General features: G+C 38.9%; 17 protein-coding genes. 7 read left to right on the top strand and 10 right to left on the bottom strand.

The window, feature by feature from the left end:
* Position 1: 1 nt before the first annotated feature.
* The 5 genes from I585_RS20080 to I585_RS20060 all read right to left on the bottom strand — a co-directional run bounded on the left by I585_RS20080 (position 2) and on the right by I585_RS20060 (position 5,510).
* Positions 2 to 1,330, bottom strand: a complete 1,329-nt coding sequence (locus tag I585_RS20080) for a family 4 glycosyl hydrolase (RefSeq protein ID WP_010740193.1) — start codon at positions 1,328 to 1,330, stop codon at positions 2 to 4.
* 14 nt (positions 1,331 to 1,344) lie between these two features.
* Positions 1,345 to 2,760, bottom strand: a complete 1,416-nt coding sequence (locus I585_RS20075; protein WP_010740194.1) for a PTS transporter subunit EIIC — start codon at positions 2,758 to 2,760, stop codon at positions 1,345 to 1,347.
* 18 nt (positions 2,761 to 2,778) lie between these two features.
* Positions 2,779 to 3,543 (bottom strand): carbohydrate deacetylase, encoded by a 765-nt coding sequence (locus tag I585_RS20070; protein WP_010740195.1) that lies wholly within the window; start codon positions 3,541 to 3,543, stop codon positions 2,779 to 2,781.
* A 104-nt stretch (positions 3,544 to 3,647) separates the two neighbouring features.
* Positions 3,648 to 4,469, bottom strand: a complete 822-nt coding sequence (locus I585_RS20065) for a PRD domain-containing protein (RefSeq protein ID WP_010740196.1) — start codon at positions 4,467 to 4,469, stop codon at positions 3,648 to 3,650.
* Positions 4,470 to 4,910: 441 nt separating this feature from the next.
* Positions 4,911 to 5,510, bottom strand: coding sequence for a PepSY domain-containing protein (locus tag I585_RS20060; RefSeq protein WP_010740197.1), 600 nt, complete (start codon positions 5,508 to 5,510; stop codon positions 4,911 to 4,913).
* A 247-nt stretch (positions 5,511 to 5,757) separates the two neighbouring features.
* On the opposite strand from I585_RS20060, the gene I585_RS20055 reads away from it, so the two are divergent.
* The 4 genes from I585_RS20055 to I585_RS23785 all read left to right on the top strand — a co-directional run bounded on the left by I585_RS20055 (position 5,758) and on the right by I585_RS23785 (position 8,785).
* Positions 5,758 to 6,669, top strand: a complete 912-nt coding sequence (locus I585_RS20055) for an ABC transporter ATP-binding protein (protein ID WP_010740198.1) — start codon at positions 5,758 to 5,760, stop codon at positions 6,667 to 6,669.
* Between the two features lies 1 nt (position 6,670).
* Positions 6,671 to 7,438, top strand: a complete 768-nt coding sequence (locus tag I585_RS20050; RefSeq protein ID WP_010740199.1) for an ABC transporter permease — start codon at positions 6,671 to 6,673, stop codon at positions 7,436 to 7,438.
* 9 nt (positions 7,439 to 7,447) lie between these two features.
* Positions 7,448 to 8,194, top strand: a complete 747-nt coding sequence (locus tag I585_RS20045) for an ABC transporter permease (RefSeq protein WP_010740200.1) — start codon at positions 7,448 to 7,450, stop codon at positions 8,192 to 8,194.
* Between the two features lie 78 nt (positions 8,195 to 8,272).
* Positions 8,273 to 8,785, top strand: a complete 513-nt coding sequence (locus I585_RS23785; RefSeq protein WP_010740201.1) for a helix-turn-helix domain-containing protein — start codon at positions 8,273 to 8,275, stop codon at positions 8,783 to 8,785.
* A 129-nt stretch (positions 8,786 to 8,914) separates the two neighbouring features.
* On the opposite strand, the gene I585_RS20030 is transcribed toward I585_RS23785, so the two are convergent.
* Complete coding sequence (locus tag I585_RS20030; protein WP_010740202.1) at positions 8,915 to 9,388, bottom strand: GNAT family N-acetyltransferase; 474 nt, start codon at positions 9,386 to 9,388, stop codon at positions 8,915 to 8,917.
* A 22-nt stretch (positions 9,389 to 9,410) separates the two neighbouring features.
* A complete protein-coding gene (locus I585_RS20025; protein WP_010740203.1) occupies positions 9,411 to 10,142 on the bottom strand; it encodes a TraX family protein in 732 nt (243 codons plus the stop codon).
* A 175-nt stretch (positions 10,143 to 10,317) separates the two neighbouring features.
* Here I585_RS20025 and I585_RS20020 point away from each other — a divergent pair, with 175 nt between their 5' ends.
* On the top strand, positions 10,318 to 11,793 hold the full coding sequence (locus I585_RS20020; protein WP_010740204.1) for an AcpB/EbpR/MafR family transcriptional regulator: 1,476 nt from the start codon (positions 10,318 to 10,320) through the stop codon (positions 11,791 to 11,793).
* A gap of 45 nt (positions 11,794 to 11,838) precedes the next feature.
* On the opposite strand, the gene I585_RS20015 is transcribed toward I585_RS20020, so the two are convergent.
* Together I585_RS20015 and I585_RS20010 are read right to left on the bottom strand one after the other, a co-directional pair.
* Positions 11,839 to 12,900: a BtrH N-terminal domain-containing protein gene (locus I585_RS20015; protein ID WP_010740205.1), complete on the bottom strand. Its 1,062-nt coding sequence runs from the start codon at positions 12,898 to 12,900 to the stop codon at positions 11,839 to 11,841.
* Between the two features lie 66 nt (positions 12,901 to 12,966).
* Complete coding sequence (locus I585_RS20010; RefSeq protein WP_010740206.1) at positions 12,967 to 13,785, bottom strand: MerR family transcriptional regulator; 819 nt, start codon at positions 13,783 to 13,785, stop codon at positions 12,967 to 12,969.
* A gap of 161 nt (positions 13,786 to 13,946) precedes the next feature.
* On the opposite strand from I585_RS20010, the gene I585_RS20005 reads away from it, so the two are divergent.
* Positions 13,947 to 14,324 (top strand): hypothetical protein, encoded by a 378-nt coding sequence (locus I585_RS20005; RefSeq protein WP_010740207.1) that lies wholly within the window; start codon positions 13,947 to 13,949, stop codon positions 14,322 to 14,324.
* Positions 14,325 to 14,348: 24 nt separating this feature from the next.
* The gene (locus tag I585_RS20000; RefSeq protein ID WP_010740208.1) at positions 14,349 to 14,957 is read left to right on the top strand and encodes a PadR family transcriptional regulator; all 609 of its coding nucleotides are present in this window, start codon (positions 14,349 to 14,351) and stop codon (positions 14,955 to 14,957) included.
* Positions 14,958 to 15,102: 145 nt separating this feature from the next.
* Here I585_RS20000 and I585_RS19995 read toward each other — a convergent pair whose 3' ends face one another.
* The gene (locus tag I585_RS19995) at positions 15,103 to 15,792 is read right to left on the bottom strand and encodes a GntR family transcriptional regulator (protein ID WP_010740209.1); all 690 of its coding nucleotides are present in this window, start codon (positions 15,790 to 15,792) and stop codon (positions 15,103 to 15,105) included.
* Between the last annotated feature and the right edge of the window lie 195 nt (positions 15,793 to 15,987).

The raw sequence follows: 15,987 nt of genomic DNA, 5'->3' as shown, positions 1-15,987 counted from the left end.
TCTAAACTAATTCTGGCCAGTATTCTTTGTTGGCCTCGATCATTTCATCTAAAACCTTTTTCGCAACGCGCGCATTTGGCACGGTTTGATTCAGTGTAAATGCCTGCAAAGCTTTTTGATAAGAGCCTTCAAAATAGGCATCGACTAGTAATTTTTCAGCCGCCACTTGGGCCTCCATCAATCCTTTGTGGAAATCACTGATCGGTTCTCTCAAAGAAATAGGTTCAACCCCAGTTGCTCCCACATAGGCCGGTACTTCGACGACCGCGTCTGATTGTAAATTAGGAATAGCACCTTGATTCGGCACGATCAGCATAAAGCGGCGGCGTTCATCATTTAGTAAAGACGTGGCCATATCGACGATGTATTGACCATGTTCGCCAAAATTGAAGTTTAAAATATCTTTTGTCGCTCCACCACGAATCTTCTCTGCCATTTCTCTCGTATTTTTTTCTCTGCCTTCCATCACCATGTTGGCACGCGTATAGTTTTTATCGGAATGCTCCACTACCATATCCGAGTACAAATAATACTCCAAATAATTGTTCGGAATATTTTGCGGGAAGTTTTTCGTGATTACAGACATCATACTGAATGCTTCCTGCCAAGTTTTATCTCCGGCATTAAAATCAGCGACTTGCATTTCTTGAGTCGTCAGCTTTTCAATAATTTCAGGCATCACATCTCGTTTCAATTCTTTATCATAGATTGACGTGTACCAGCCGAAATGATTCAGACCATAATACGTCGGAATCCAATTTTTCCGATCATAACCATAATTGATCGCAATCGTCTCTTCAATTGAAATTGTCATATCACAGGCATTGATCATTTTTGCCTTAGGATATTGTCTGCGCACGGCCTCCGAAACGATTGATTCAGGATTCGTATAGTTGAGAATCCAAGCATCCGGTGCATATTTTTGAACATATCCAACGATCTCCAGCAACCCGCTCATTGACCTCATCCCATATGCGAAGCCGCCCAGACCGCAAGTTTCTTGCCCGACTAAGCCGTGACTCAATGGAATTTTTTCATCCTTTTCACGCATCTTCATTCCACCAACTCGGATTTGCGAAAAGATGAAATCACAACCTGTAAAAGCTGTTCCCGGATCTTCAGTTGAAGAGATCACGACGTCCTTAAAGCCTTCCTTTTCCAGCATATATTGAATAATCAAATACATATCGGCATTTCTTTGGGCATCAATATCATACAAGCGAATCTCCGATATTGGTAAACGATCTGCGTTGTTTAGAACTGCTTGAATAATTCCTGGTGTGTAGGTACTTCCTCCGCCGGCAATTGTGATAATTTGTTTTTTCATCATAGTCTGCGTCCTTCCTATTGCTCCAATAATTTATTAAATTCTGCCATTACGTAGGTCACTTCTAACCCGATAATGACTTGGTAATTTTTTTCAGTCGGTTTGATTACACCGCTGACTCCTAATTGTTTGATTCGTTGTTCATCAACGACTGCTGGATTTTCAACTTCAACCCTCAGACGTGTATTGCAGCTGAATGCATCGGTAACATTTTCTTTGCCACCAAAAGCCTGCAGCATTTTTTTCGCCATGTATTCATAGTTTTTGCTAGCTAAATCTAACTCTTGCTCTTCCTCAACCGCCTCAGTTCCGAATTCTGTCGCCACTTCTCTTCCTAAAGTTTGAATATTGCGTTTCTTAATCAAGTAGTAAAAAGTAAAGTAGTATAGTGCGAAGAAGACAAGGCCGATCGGGATGATCAAAATGGCATTCGTCGCTATTCTAAAATTGATCAAATAATCGACGATGCAGGCCCCGAAAGTAAAGCCTATCCGAATGTTTAGCAAATAGCAGACAATTCCGGCTAACCCAGCAAATGCGGCATGTATCACGTATAGCATCGGCGAAAGGAACATAAAACTAAATTCCACAGGTTCAGTAATATTTGAAATGAATGATGTTGCCGCCCCACTGCCCATGATCCCTTTGACCATAGCTTTATTTTCTTTGAAAGTAGCTCGATAAATTGCTAGACAGATTGCTGGTACGCCGAACATCATGACCACGAAGAACCCAGATAAGAATAGTCCTGCTTGAGGATCACCGTTGATAAAACGAGTCATTTCACCCCGGAATACTTCTCCACTCGGTGCGGTATAGCTGCCCAAGTCGTAGTAAACATACGTATTCAACACATGGTGAAGACCAAATGGAATCAGCAGACGATTAAGGAACATGAAAATCCCGACGCCCAAAGCACCCATATTGACTAACAATCTGGCAAAACTATCAATCCCCGCTTGAGCAAACGGCCATAAGAAACCAAACACCACTGACGTAATCGTTTGTAAAATCATGACCATCGTCAATGGAAATTTCTCACCGGCAAAGTAAGAAAAGACCATTGGCAATTTCTGTTCTTTGAAGCGATTGTAGGTCCAAGCCGCAATCAGCCCAGAAATGATTCCGCCGAAGATTCCCATATTGACAGCCGGATTCATAATCTCCAACCCTTTTTTCAACGTAGCGATCGCCAGAAATCCTGTAAGTGCTGGGATTCCCTTATCTTTCGTTTTAGCAAAACCAATCGTTACCCCAATCGCGAACAGGATATCCAGATTACCAAAGACCGCATTTCCAGCGGCGCCAATTACTGGAATGTTTAACATATCATCGGCTGAGAGACGCATGATCAACCCTGCCAACGGCATCGCGGCTACTGGAAGCAGCATGGCTCTACCTAACTTTTGAATATTTGCTTTGAAATTTGACATTTTTTACTCCTCCTTAGGCTATATATCTTTGTACGTGACCAACTCAATCAACCGATCTTCTTTAACTTGCTGCGCAAATTCCGAATGAATCAAAAATTCAACCTGATTGATTCTCGGATAAACAAAACTCGACCCTTGCAGTAAGGCCTGATCAAGGTACGCCGTATGACACATAATTTCAATCGATTTTTCTTCCCGTAAAAGCTGCAATAAACGCTCTAAATATTGATCAATGGAACAATTGATTTGCCGCTTCTCGATAACAGTTTCCCCAACATCATCGAAGTACGGTTCAAAATAATCTACATGTCGAACTTCTGCTTTTTTCTCAAAATTTCCACGAACCGGCAAATCATATTTTTTGGCCAATGCAATGACCACTTCCTGATTCATTCCAAATGTATGTGTATGATGATGACTGTCTAAGTGCGTTGGAATAATTCCCGCTCGATACACCTTCTGAATCTGCGTATTCCATTCTTGATAAAGCTGATCTCCATCAACCTCAAAAGGTTGCGTATAAAATGATAAGTGCTTAAAGTTGTCACCATCCATCAGACTAGCTACATTTTTCAGCAGCGGCTTGCCGCACGTTAACGTCAAATGAACGCCAACACCTAGATTTGGCAGCTCTCTTTTTAGTTTCACCGCGTGATCAAATCCTGGCATATTCGCCATTAACGTTGTTGAGGTTAAGATTCCTCGTTGGTAGGCATCCGCAATCCCGTAATTCACACCGTGACTGTAGCCGAAATCATCTGAATTGAAAATTACTTTTCCCATTTTTTTCTTCCTTTCTTTTTATACTAAAAATAGACGCAACCTAATGAGCACAGATTAATTTCTGTGGTTCAAAAGGTTGCGCCTACCTAATAGTTACGCCCTACTTATTGAATTCTTGCCAAGTGAATAGCCAAATAAATAACCTCATTTTCTTGAACAGCCAGATCAAACGTTTCTTCAATCATTTTTTTGATGGCGATTGCTGTTTGATAGGGTTTGCTATCCTTAAATGTGCTAGTGAAAAACCCGATATTCTCGGTAGGAGACTCTTCTTGATAAATCAAACGTTTTACTAAAAACTTGATATGGATCATCATCCGATGATAGGTTAGTGAGTCCTTATCGAACCGATAACCATAATTTTTTTCCAAGTCCTGTAAAATTACTTTAGTCATTTCCAAGATCTTCAAACTGTTCAAACTGTTCCGCTCACCCAACTCTGCATTGATAATATGCATCGTGATGAAGCCGACCTCATTGGCGCCTAATTCTGTATCGTAGCGTTGATTGATCAAGGAGACGACTTCATTGGCTGTGGTATATTCATCAGGATATAATAGCTTCATTTCTGGTAACATAATCGCTGTGACTTGGCTGTCTTCCTTTTTTCGTTGAATCGCGAAGTAGATATGATCCGTCAGCGCAATATAAATATTCGAATCTAAAGGTGAAGCAATTCTTTTCGAAATAAATTGAATGATCTCTTCCGAAAACTCAAGAAATTCGATCGGAATTTGAGCTGCCATCTCACTAAACATCTTAGTTTTTTCCTTGGAATCCAAGGTGAAAAATTTATCTGCAAGAGTCGGGTCAAACATCTGATTGACGACAGCAGAAAAACCGATTCCTTTGCCCATCGCAATTTTTTCTATTCCTTCATCATCAATTAATACCACATTATGATTGATCTTTTTAACAACCTTCATAGTTGCACCGATCCTCTCTCTATAAATGCTCCCGAATTTTTAATTTAAGCAACAAAAAAACGACCCAAGGAAAGTGTCTTTCCTAGGTCGTGCCTAATTTAATAGTTACACCCCATCTGTTTACACGCTCAATATAGCAAATAAAAAAAGCGCTGTCAACGATTTTTCGAAGTCTCTTTTTTTATTTCTTTATTTTCCCAATAACAATTCCTAAGCTTCGAAAAAGCTGCTCATTTCTGAAATCACTAGATCGAAGAATTAATATTGAACTCTTTTTATAACAGATGACCATTGTAAATCTAAATTTTTATACTATTCAATACTAAAAAAAAGAATCCCGCTTATCATAAAACATCAACAAAATAACGAAGCTCATAGTTCTATACTGACTATGAGCTTCATAAAATTCAGATAAAAATTATCTAGTTAAACAGTTTTTGATTAGTCATCTGTTTCAGATTCTAATACGTCACCCGATTTCGCATCAACCTTAACTTCGGTTTCTTTGTGACCATCTATTACTTTGACTTCCCAATATGTTTTCCCCATGTCTTTGTCCAAGCTCCAATCAGTAGCTTTTCCTTTGCCGACATGTTTTACGGCGATATCAGAAACTTTTTCAACACTCAAAAGATTGTCTAAATCCAGTTTATCTTCTTTTCTTTTCACGCCATCTTTATCTTCTGTATCTAGGTTCTCTTCACGTTCCTTGGAAACCTCTTTTGTATCTGCATCTACTCGTACTTCGTATTCCTTGTTATCGTCGACACCTTCGATTTTATACAAATACTTGCCGAAAGATGTTTCTAAATCAACGGATGTAATATCGCTATCCGGATATGCCTCCTGATATGCCTTGATCGCATCATCTACACTAACTTTAAAATTCGTATTCGCTTCGCTGCTTGTTTGGCTATTGCTCGTTTGACTTGCTTTTTGTGTGCTGGAGCTTGAACTTGCCGAATCATCTGAATCTGTCCCACAGCCAGCTAAACCTCCCAATAATGCAACAGATAAACCTAAAATAACTATTTTCTTCACGATTATTCTCCTCTTCTCTCATTTATGTCTCTTATTTTATAATCTTTCTTTTAAAAATTAAATACATCTGGCGACCTATTATAACTACTTTATCATCCCAAATAATTTATGCAATATAAAAGATCAGGTTTTAATTATTTAATTTATGTGTAATCTCACAACCAATCATTCAACCCAATTCGACGATACGTCGATTGTAGTTTTCCAATTTCGTGTTTAAACTGATGAAAAATCAATGGAGGAAGCTATGCATCCAGCAATCAGTGTAAACAATCTTACCAAAAAATATAAAGAAAAATCCGTCGTTGACGCACTCAGTTTTGACATAGAAAAGGGCAGCATTATGGGGTTGCTTGGACCAAACGGCGCCGGCAAAACAACGACTTTAAAAATGTTGACTCATCTGATCAATAAAACTACCGGCGAAATTTTGATTAATAATCTTTCTTTAGAGGCGCATCCAAAACAGGCCCTCCAAATGGTCGGCGCCTCGTTAGACACCCCAGCTTTTTATAATGAGTTCACTGCGCTAGAAAATTTGAGTTACATCGCCAAGTTGCATGAAAACATCAGCACCCAGAAAATCACACAATTACTTGAGCTGGTTGGACTTTCCGCAGAAACAACAAAAAAGGTTCGACATTATTCACTTGGGATGAAACAACGCCTGGCTTTAGCAAGAGCATTGATTCATGAGCCCAAAATCGTCATTCTTGATGAGCCCGCTAATGGACTTGATCCACAAGGAATGCGGAAACTTTATCAATTGATTCGATCATTAGCACTGGAAAAACAGGTGACGTTTATTATCTCTTCTCATCAGCTTTCCGATATGGAGGAATTATGTACGGATGTGATGATCTTGAACAAAGGGAAAGCTATTTTACACGGGAAAACCAAAGAGCTAATCCAATCGACGAATGATTCGATCATTCTTTCTTTGGAAGATTCTCAAAAAGCATTCAATTGGCTGCAAGCCTCTCCACAAATTGATCTCATAGATCAACATGAATCAGATTTCCATATTCAACTCAAAGACATTTCCTTTGATACTTTTTTGAAGCAACTGGCTGCCAGTGGTTTAGTGATTCAGAGATTGAGTATTAAGCAAAAAAGTTTAGAGGATCTTTTTGTAGAATTGACGGAGGGCTGGGATTGAGATGGCTATTATGACTCGTTTAGAAATAAAACGACTGCTGCAGCAAAAATTAATTTATTTTTTTCTCGGACTATTTATTTTTGCGGTCATTGCTTATTCTGGTCTGCTCACTTCTGCGGCCTTGCGAGAGTTGGTGGATGCGGATGACCGAATTTTAGGCGGTCATTATTTCCCCGAATTTATGCTGCGGTTTTATTCCACGAATGTCGGTGCCCTTTTTATGGCGATGATCACGGCCCTATTTATCTGCGAAGATCGTCAGGCTGGACTCTTGATTCAACCGCTGCTGCACGGCCGAACAAAAAAGGAAGTACTTACTGCCAAAATAAACATGCTTTGCTTGTTTTCGCTAGTGATGGTAATAATTATTGGATTGATTGTCTACACGACTTCGTATTTCCGTTGGGGGGATCAAATTTTCTCTGCACCTATATTCTCTCAAACATTAATCAAATATGCTTTAGCCGCCTTTTCCTTTATCCCGTTAGAGTTGTTTTTGATTTTACTTGCTGTTTTTGCCAGACATACGGTCATAGTACTTGGTGAAACCTTTTTGCTCTTGATGTTTTTCGTTTTTCTCAACCATAGCTTTCCGAAAGCTGCTTGTTTTTTCCCGCTGTACTATCCTTACGAATGGATTATCCAACAAGAATTTCAAGCATTGACTTGGGTGGAAATTTATCCTGGTTTATTGATTTTTTTATTCTACTCTCTTTTGATTTATTTTTTCATTATTCATTGCTCTAACAAAATAAACTTTGATAGATAGGAGCCGCAAATGACACGCTTATTAAAATTTCAACTTGCTAAAGCCTTTCGACAAAAAGCTTTTTTTCTTTATCTGCTTGCTTACACGATCATCATCTTGTCCGAAGGTTTAGCTTTTAAACAAAATCCGCAAAATGATTTTGCTCAGGCCTATGCTGGCGGAAAGTTTTTGATTTACACATTGCAGCTGCAATCTGCTTTAATTGGTCCGCTGTTTTTTCTTTTGTTAGCAGCCTTCGCTATCAACTTGGAGCGAACAACAGGAACTTTTCATTTGCCCTTGATCAATGGTCTATCAAAAAAACAGCTTCTCCACAGTAAATTCCTCTATTTAATAATTTTGATGATTAGCAGCATTTCATTCTTAACTCTGTTTGCGTTTTTAGTCAGTGGTCTGCTAAATGGTTTTGGTTTTGTGTTCAATGGATTAACGCAATCACTTTTCACTATTTTTCTGACACTTATCTCATTGTTAACTACTTGTATTGGAGCGGTACTGTTATGTCTCTATACCAAGAATGTTGCGATTACAATGAGCATTGGTTTATTGATTCTGCTGGTCGATAATTTATTGAACCAGTTTATGGCAGGTTTCGTTTCAAATTTTTCTTTTTTATTTTATAATTACGCTTTTTCACTTTATAATGGCCGACAGCTTCTTGCTAGGGATATTCCGTTGGGGCTCGGGCTGAGTATTTTTTATGCTGCGCTCTTTTACTATTTGGCTATGCGAAAAATTAAAAAAATGGAATTTTAAGGAAAAATCATGCTTAAGTTGGACTAAAAAGCCCTTTCACTTCGTTAAACTAGAGAAAAGCCTTGAGGAGAAGTGTCTATGTTGGAAAATTCGATGGGAAATTATATAAAAGAATTACGAGTCGCTAAGGGATTGACGCAAAAAGAATTAGCAGAACAAATCTTTGTTACGAATAGTGCGGTCTCAAAATGGGAACGTGGACTCGGCTGTCCGGAAATCAATACCTTGCCGTTACTAGCAACTGCCTTGGAAACAACAGTAGAAGAACTTTTGCAAGGAAGTGCTCTTTCTTTTGATGAGCCTCTGGTGGAAAAAACAATTGAAAAAGAAAAAAATTCCCCTTTGCCGCAAACAGACCTGAAAGCACAAAGAGGAAAAGTTTTCTTTTTTACCTCTTCCATTCTATCGACCGCTTTCTTTTTAATGATTATTTTGATTAATGTGATCTTAAATCTTGATTCCGGTTTAAGCGGTGTACTGGATATCATTCAACCATTAACAGTCGCTTGGATCGGAGCAACAAGTATTATCGGTTTTATTCCATGGTTGTTTTTCTATTTGATGGATCGGTATCGGATGGTCCTGGATTAATTTTACGAGAAAGAGCGCTCGAACATGAGCCTCTTTTTTTAATGCTTTAAAAAAACCGTCATCTGCTTTTATGAACAGTTGACGGGGTGCCGCATTATTTTAGAATTTTATAGTATAAATCAACCTGAACTATAACTTGCAAATCATGATATATTCTTCTTGATTTTCATCGATAATCTCAAAGCCGACTTGCGAATACATTTTCAAAGCGTAATTATCCTTTTGAACAGCCAATGAAGTCTGGGCATACCCCGACTCTTTCAATTTTTCTATCATCGCCCGCATGAGAGCCGTGCCAATCCCGAATCCACGATATTCTGGCTGTAAGGAAATGGCGAATTCAGGTGTGTGATCATCAATTGAACCGAAGCCCTCAATATTTCTGACCCAAACAGCACCAACTACTTGGCTTTCGCTCTCGGCACATAAACAATAGTCTTCCTTATATCTGCCAAAATCTTGGATATAAATACTTATGCTGGGTTCATCCAATACTGATCTCGGAATAAGATTATTGGGGTCGCGTTGAAAGATTGCGTGATATAAAAATTCCTTTAGTAACGGATATTCTGAACTCTTTAGCTCTCGAATAAAATACTCCATGTGCTCCTCCTATTGATTTGACTTAATGAATCACCATTCGAATCAAAGCTAAAATAGTCAAATGTATTGGATAAAATCCGTAAAATCCCCATTTCACCCATTGCGGTGAATACCCTCTCTCACCATTATAAGCATGTAGCAAAGGAATCACCATCAGCGTACCTAAACCAGTGAATACTTCATAAAGCGGAAAGCGCTGCGGATCTGATAAATTCATCATTCCCAATATCAACACTAAGAAAGCCGTCGTATAAACGACCGGCAACCAAATTCCCCTTGATTCATTCTTCCATTTATAGAACCCAAAAATTAATAATACTCCGATCAGAGACCAGTCAGATGCCATCGTCACTATTGAAAAGAAGATGACTAATAAATTCTGCAAAAAGGGAGATTTCACTTGCTCGTAAGCCATCAGTAGCAATAAACCCATCAGTAACGTGAAGAAAATATTATTGACCAGCTCAATCGGACTAAACGAATGGTTGCCGCCAAACAACATATGAAAAGGATAGATCGATACTAACCAAAATATGGCCATCCGTTCAGCGTACTTCCTGCGATTACGCGTATAGTGAAATCCTTCGACCAAAAGATACGCCATGATTGGAAAAGTCAGTTTGCCGATAAATTCTGTAAAAAAATAAAACGCATGTGACTGTTCGTAAATATCAAAACCACTACCAATGTGATTCAGCAGCATGGCAATTATTGCGATCACTTTTAATTTGAAACCATCAATTGATTTGTTCATATCCTACCTCCACCAAAAAAATTATTACGTTAAGTATGCCATAGATTCGCTACTAATTACCTTACTTTGGAGAAAGTTGTGGAAAATACTTTGACTATTAATAATGTTTATTATTTTCAGTTAACATTTTTTCCTATATACTTAGAGGTATCTATCGATTGAAAGAAGGTTTAACATGAGACATGCCCTATCTTCTACTAAAAATCGTCAAATTGAATTAATTGAACTTCTTAGAACCGCAAATAATTATGTGTCTGTAAAGAAAATAGCCCAAAAAATTGAGGCCGTCCCTAAAACAATCATAAGCGATTGTCAAGAAATCGAAGACCAGTGGAGCGACATCGTTCAAATCGAGAAAAACGGCTCTGGGGACTTGCATCTAACAGAAAAAGATAATCATACCGTACATGAGATTTTCTCAGATATACTTAAAGAATCACCGACATTTCAGCTATTGGAAATCCTTTTTTTTCAACCAGGGAAACTGCGGACTGATTTGGAAAAGGAACTCTTTCTAAGTTCCTCCAGTTTGTATCGCCGGATCGTCAAATTGAACGAAGGGCTGGAGATGCGCGGCCTGCAGGTTGATCGAAACAATCTCACTCTGGTCGGTGCGGATGAACGACAGGTGCGGTTATTTATGGCTGATTATTTTTTGGAAGTTTACGATATTTACGAATGGCCATTTCAATTGGATCAAAAAAAGGTATTGGCAACGATTAATCATTTGAATGATCACCTCGAGTTAAAACTGAATTTTTTACAAAAAACAGAGTTTGCTTTTTTACTAGCAGTTAGTTTGATTCGTCAAGATCAAGGCTTTTTCAGTACTAAAAAGCAAAATGCTTTAGCCGCCGAAAATGTAAAAAGCTATGTATTGCCAATTCAGGAACTAATGGCACCTATTTCACTACCGGTTACTGAGGAAAGACAAAATGATTTAATCCAAACGATTTTTTGGTTTGATTTTGGCTGGGATAACGCGGAGGAAGAGGCCCGAATCGAACGCTTATGTAATCAAACGCTTACTTTGATGACGGATGCTTTGGGAATCGGTATTTCTGATTTAGGCCGCAAAAATTGTATTGCTCTGCTAAAGGCGGTCTATGTTTCATATAAAGTTTATCCTTACGAAAAACACATCGCCTATAATCGTGACTTGTACAATAGTTTAACTGTTCAAAGAGATTTTGCCGTTTTTACTAAAGTATTGGAGAAAACCTTACGGGACCAAGAGGCAAAAACCCGTTTTCCTTGGTATTCCATGTATTTCCACCCGATCCTATTCAAGCTGTTTATTTATTGGGACGATCTGCCAGAACAATTAGATGCTTTGCGCAAACCCGTCGCAACCGAGGTTTGCAGCGATTTAGGTGCCAAGCATGCACAGTTTTTGGCGTATTATCTTAAAAAGAATTACCACGATAAGGTGTTGCTGGATGTCCAAGCAGATAAAATCTATGCCGAAGTCGCTCCGGAATCCCTTGTTTCCGATCTCTATGTTACTAATTTTTCTACACCCGAAATTCCTGAGGAACGACTATTTGTTGTGGAGGATGTCCCTTCTGCCAAAAACTTGTCTGCTCTAGGCAGGAAAATAGAAGAATACCGAATGGTGACCTTGATCAAACAACTTTCTTATTTAAATTAGCTGCGTAAAAGCGAATCGTACCTTTTCTAGGTCGATCCGCTTTTTTTATTTGTGCGTCAAGTTTAAATCAACTAAACATTCTAATCGTTCCAGCAGTTTTCTTTCGTTTGTCCCTAACACTGCGATTTGTTCACTCAACGGTTTCAACAGTTCTGGATCACCGGTTTTTCCTAATTTCCATAACTCTCCAGCAAGTAAATCCCATTTTTCAGCTAACTTAATAAAATCATTGCCGATAGCTGTAAACTCTTTGTCAGTTAAAATGTGAGCAGCCTCTATTAAAAACTCTCCGTACATCTTCCGAAAAATCCCGCCGCCGGTTCCGCCATCTTTACTAATCTGAAAGTAATTGGTAATCCCCGCTGTCTTCAATTTTTTTTGATCGAGGGTACGCCACTTTACAATTTCTTGTGAAAATTTGGTGATACCATTGATACCAAGCAGCTTTGCGGGCGGATTCAGCATACTCTCACAAGTTTCCCTAATCGCTTCAGTGAGGGTCTCCGAATTCGGCGCTTCATAAGTTGTCATATCGAAGGTCAAGTATTTATTATTCGCCGGAAAGGGCCGGAACTTACTGCTGCGTGCCTGCGCCATTTCTTGATAACTTACTAAATGATACTCACTGGCGATCGGACCTTTGGGTGTTCGTATCGGAAAGTCCGAATGATCGCGATCGCTCACATAAAAAACTTCTTGTTCCTCATCATACCCAAATAGAACTACCGCGTGCCCGCCAAAATGACTGGACGGATTCATTCCTAAGTATTTCATAAAAGGCATATCCGCATAAATCAGAACCGGATGATCTTGCTGAAGCAACTTTTTCGTTTTTGTAAAACTGACTTCATAATTTTTGGGCTGATGGCAATTGATCTGGATCATTAATCGTTCAGCTAGCTTTTGCTCAAACTCGATTGGCTTCGTTCTGCCGAATACCATGGGCGAGTTAGCTAAATTGATATAAGTAAAGGCCAACCCAGAACCGATTCCAAATAGCATCGCTTCCGATAATGGACAGTGGTAATAGTCAAAAACCTGTTTCAAAGCATTGGTTATACAGTGTTCTCCACCCGCGGGTTTAAAGTCTTCAATAATATGTCGCATAGCATATGCTCCTTTCAACAAAAAGGCAGTCAGCTATAGAGTTGACTGCCTTTTGTTTTGATGTGTCTAATTTGATTTGGCTACAACAAATCCTGATTCGGTTACCCAATTATCTGGATTGGGATCTTCCCCTGGCGAGACGTGACCAATATTGATCATCGGTCCAACAATTTTGTATTCGTTGGCTTCAAGCCATTCGGCAATCGTTTGGGTGATTTTCGGCATTTGATCAAAGCTGCCGCTGAATGTTACTGAGGCCATCGTAAAGGCCGGCGCTTTTTTGAATTCTGCCGTTTCACTGTTAGGATACTCGCCTATCACACTAGTTTGAACTTCTACATCAGCGTCCTTGTCGACGTACTCTACATCATGAAACAGGGTCATATTCAATGGCGGCTGCTTCATCTTGGCTCCGGTTTCTGCCATGCCTTGCTGCAGTTTTTGCCACAATTCTCCCTCCAAAGTATAGTCTGAAAGTATTCCGCGAACACTAAGGACGTTTCTTTCAGGGATTTCTTTTACGACTACATTATATTTCGTCATGTCATTTCCTTCTTTCATATTTTGTTTGAGAAGGGAGACCATCCGCTGTTTTTTCAGCAGCTCATCTAAATCCTCCTGCAGTTTCTCCTCTTGGAGCGTGTAATGCTTTTCTAGAAAATCTAAATCATTCGTATCAATGATTTCTTTGATCGTTTTCAATGGCAGCCCAGTTTGTTGGAGCAGCTTGATCTGATTCAACGTAGCTAATTGTCCTGCCGAGTAATACCGATAATTGGTTTGGTCATCCTTTTTTTCTGGCTTTAAAAGTCCTAAAGCGGCATAGTGATCCAATGTTCGAACGGTGGTGTTTGATAGTTTTGAGAATTCTCCAATTTTAAACATATGCGTGTGCTCCTTTTTTCTTCGTTTCGCTAGCTTACTTATAGTATAGAGTCACACGTAACGTGGGAGTCAATCAAAAATAAAAAAAATTTTTGAAAAGACTTGTACGTTACTTTTAGTAATGTTACTATTAGCAATATAGAAACGAGGAGGAATTTGAAATGACACTTTTTTCAATTATTGGAGCGATCATTTTTAGTTTGATGGCAGTATTGACACTTTTAGTTACACTTGGTTTTCCGTTAGGCGAGTTTACCATGGGAGGAAAATATAAAGTCCTGCCTGTTCACATGCGTTTTATGACCGGCAGTGCGTTCATTTTTCAAATAATTGCTGCCATCAGTGTCCTCTATGTTGGAGAGGTCATTTCCTTGAATATTCCCTACTCTCTCGCCCGCGGTGTTTGTATTTTCTTTGCTTTTTATCTTCTATTAAATACGGGGATGAATCTGATGTCCTTTAGCAAGAAAGAAAAATACGTGATGACACCTTTGGCATTGATTGGATCAATCTGCTTTTTCGTAACAGCATTTTTATAATAAAAGATTACTGAGGAGTGAAAAATGGATATTATCATTTTAGGTTTTTTAATGATTAAAGGCTCAACCATTTATGAGTTGCGGCAGATGATCAAAAATTCTCTTTCGACTGTTAGCAGCGACAGCACTGGCAGTATTCAAGCGGCTTTAAAGAAATTGTTGAACAAAAAGATGATCACTTTCACAGAGCAAATCGAAGGTGGTATCAACAAAAAAGTTTATTATATTACGGACGTGGGGAAAGAACACTTTCAGCAGGCTATTGCACAACCAATGCTGTATAAAGAAAAAAATATGGAGTTAAGCAAATTCTTCTTTATGGGCTTTACTGATAAAGCTAAAAGAGATGATATGTTAGCGGATTATATTCACGTTTTGGAAGATGAACTTACTTCATTAGAAAAAATCAACACCTCAACCAGCCCCCGCTATCAATTTGATGATGCTGGTCTGCAGGATTTGAAAAAACGCGGCGGCGCTGCTGAATACATGACTTTGGAAAACGTCAATGAGATCGCCCATTTTCAATACGCCACACTAGATCTAGGAATCGAAAAAGCTCGATTTGAGATCGAATGGTTCAAGAAATTCAGAGAACGATTAAATTTGGAGGTCACTGCAGATAAACGCTAACACCATTGCCATTTCTGTTAAGGGCGTCAAAAAAGCATTCAAAGAAGATGAAACTCTATCGAAGAAAAGTGAAGTAATCATTGATCGCAAAAAAATAAAGTTGAGAAAAAGAACTTCCATTCTTTTCCCCAACTTTATTTGGTATTTATTGCCATTCAAAGAAGACTTCATACATTCCTTTAATATCTTTTTCGATCAAGGCTTTTGCCTGATCAGCAAAGCCTAACTTGATAGCATTAAAGATCGCTCGATGGTTTCTGGCTGATTTCACGAGAATTGGTTGCAGCTGCTCCTTGCCGATTTCCCCAATCAAGCAATGCCGATAGTGGCGCAAACGCAGCTCCATCGTTTCATACATCCGAGAAATGTGCGGATTTTGGGCCGCTTCAATCAGCAGATTATGAAATTCATGATCACAATCCGCGTATTGCCAACTGCCGTCTTCCAGATCAACTTGCTCGTATTCCACGGTCAGCTCTTCTAAACGTTTCAATTGCACTTGATTGATTGTGCTAGTTGCTAAAAATACCGCATGACCTTCCACCGCGATTCGCGCCTCACACAGCATCACACTTTCAGTTTTACTCATACTGGCAACAGTATACAGTTTCCCATTTTTTTCTACTAAAAATTCATCCAGTAATTGGTCTAAAGCTTTGCGGACAGGCGTCCGACTGACTGCCAACTCATTCGCGATTCGGCTTTCATTTAATTTCTGATTAGGTAATAGATGGAGATGAATAATTTCTTCTTGGAGAAACAAATAGATCAAATCGGTGATTGAGAAAAACGGATGGTCCTTTTTGATTTTTTCAAATTTTTCAATAGCGATCATGGCTGTTCTCCTATCCGTTAGCATAATACATTAGTATAAGTCACTTTTCTCGGTTTTGCAATCGTTTTCACGAAGGGCTTTTTACCTGCTGTAAGACTTCTTCTGTATTATTTTAAAACCTAAAATCTACAGTGGACGAATCTTTGTACTTATTTAGACGCCCGTCCCTGCTTTTTATTACACTATAGATGAACC

Origin of the sequence: Enterococcus malodoratus ATCC 43197 (assembly GCF_000407185.1) — a bacterium.
GTDB lineage: Bacteria > Bacillota > Bacilli > Lactobacillales > Enterococcaceae > Enterococcus_A > Enterococcus_A malodoratus.
The sequence above is the reverse complement of the archived record's forward strand: the minus strand, read 5'-3'. Positions and strand labels throughout refer to the sequence as shown.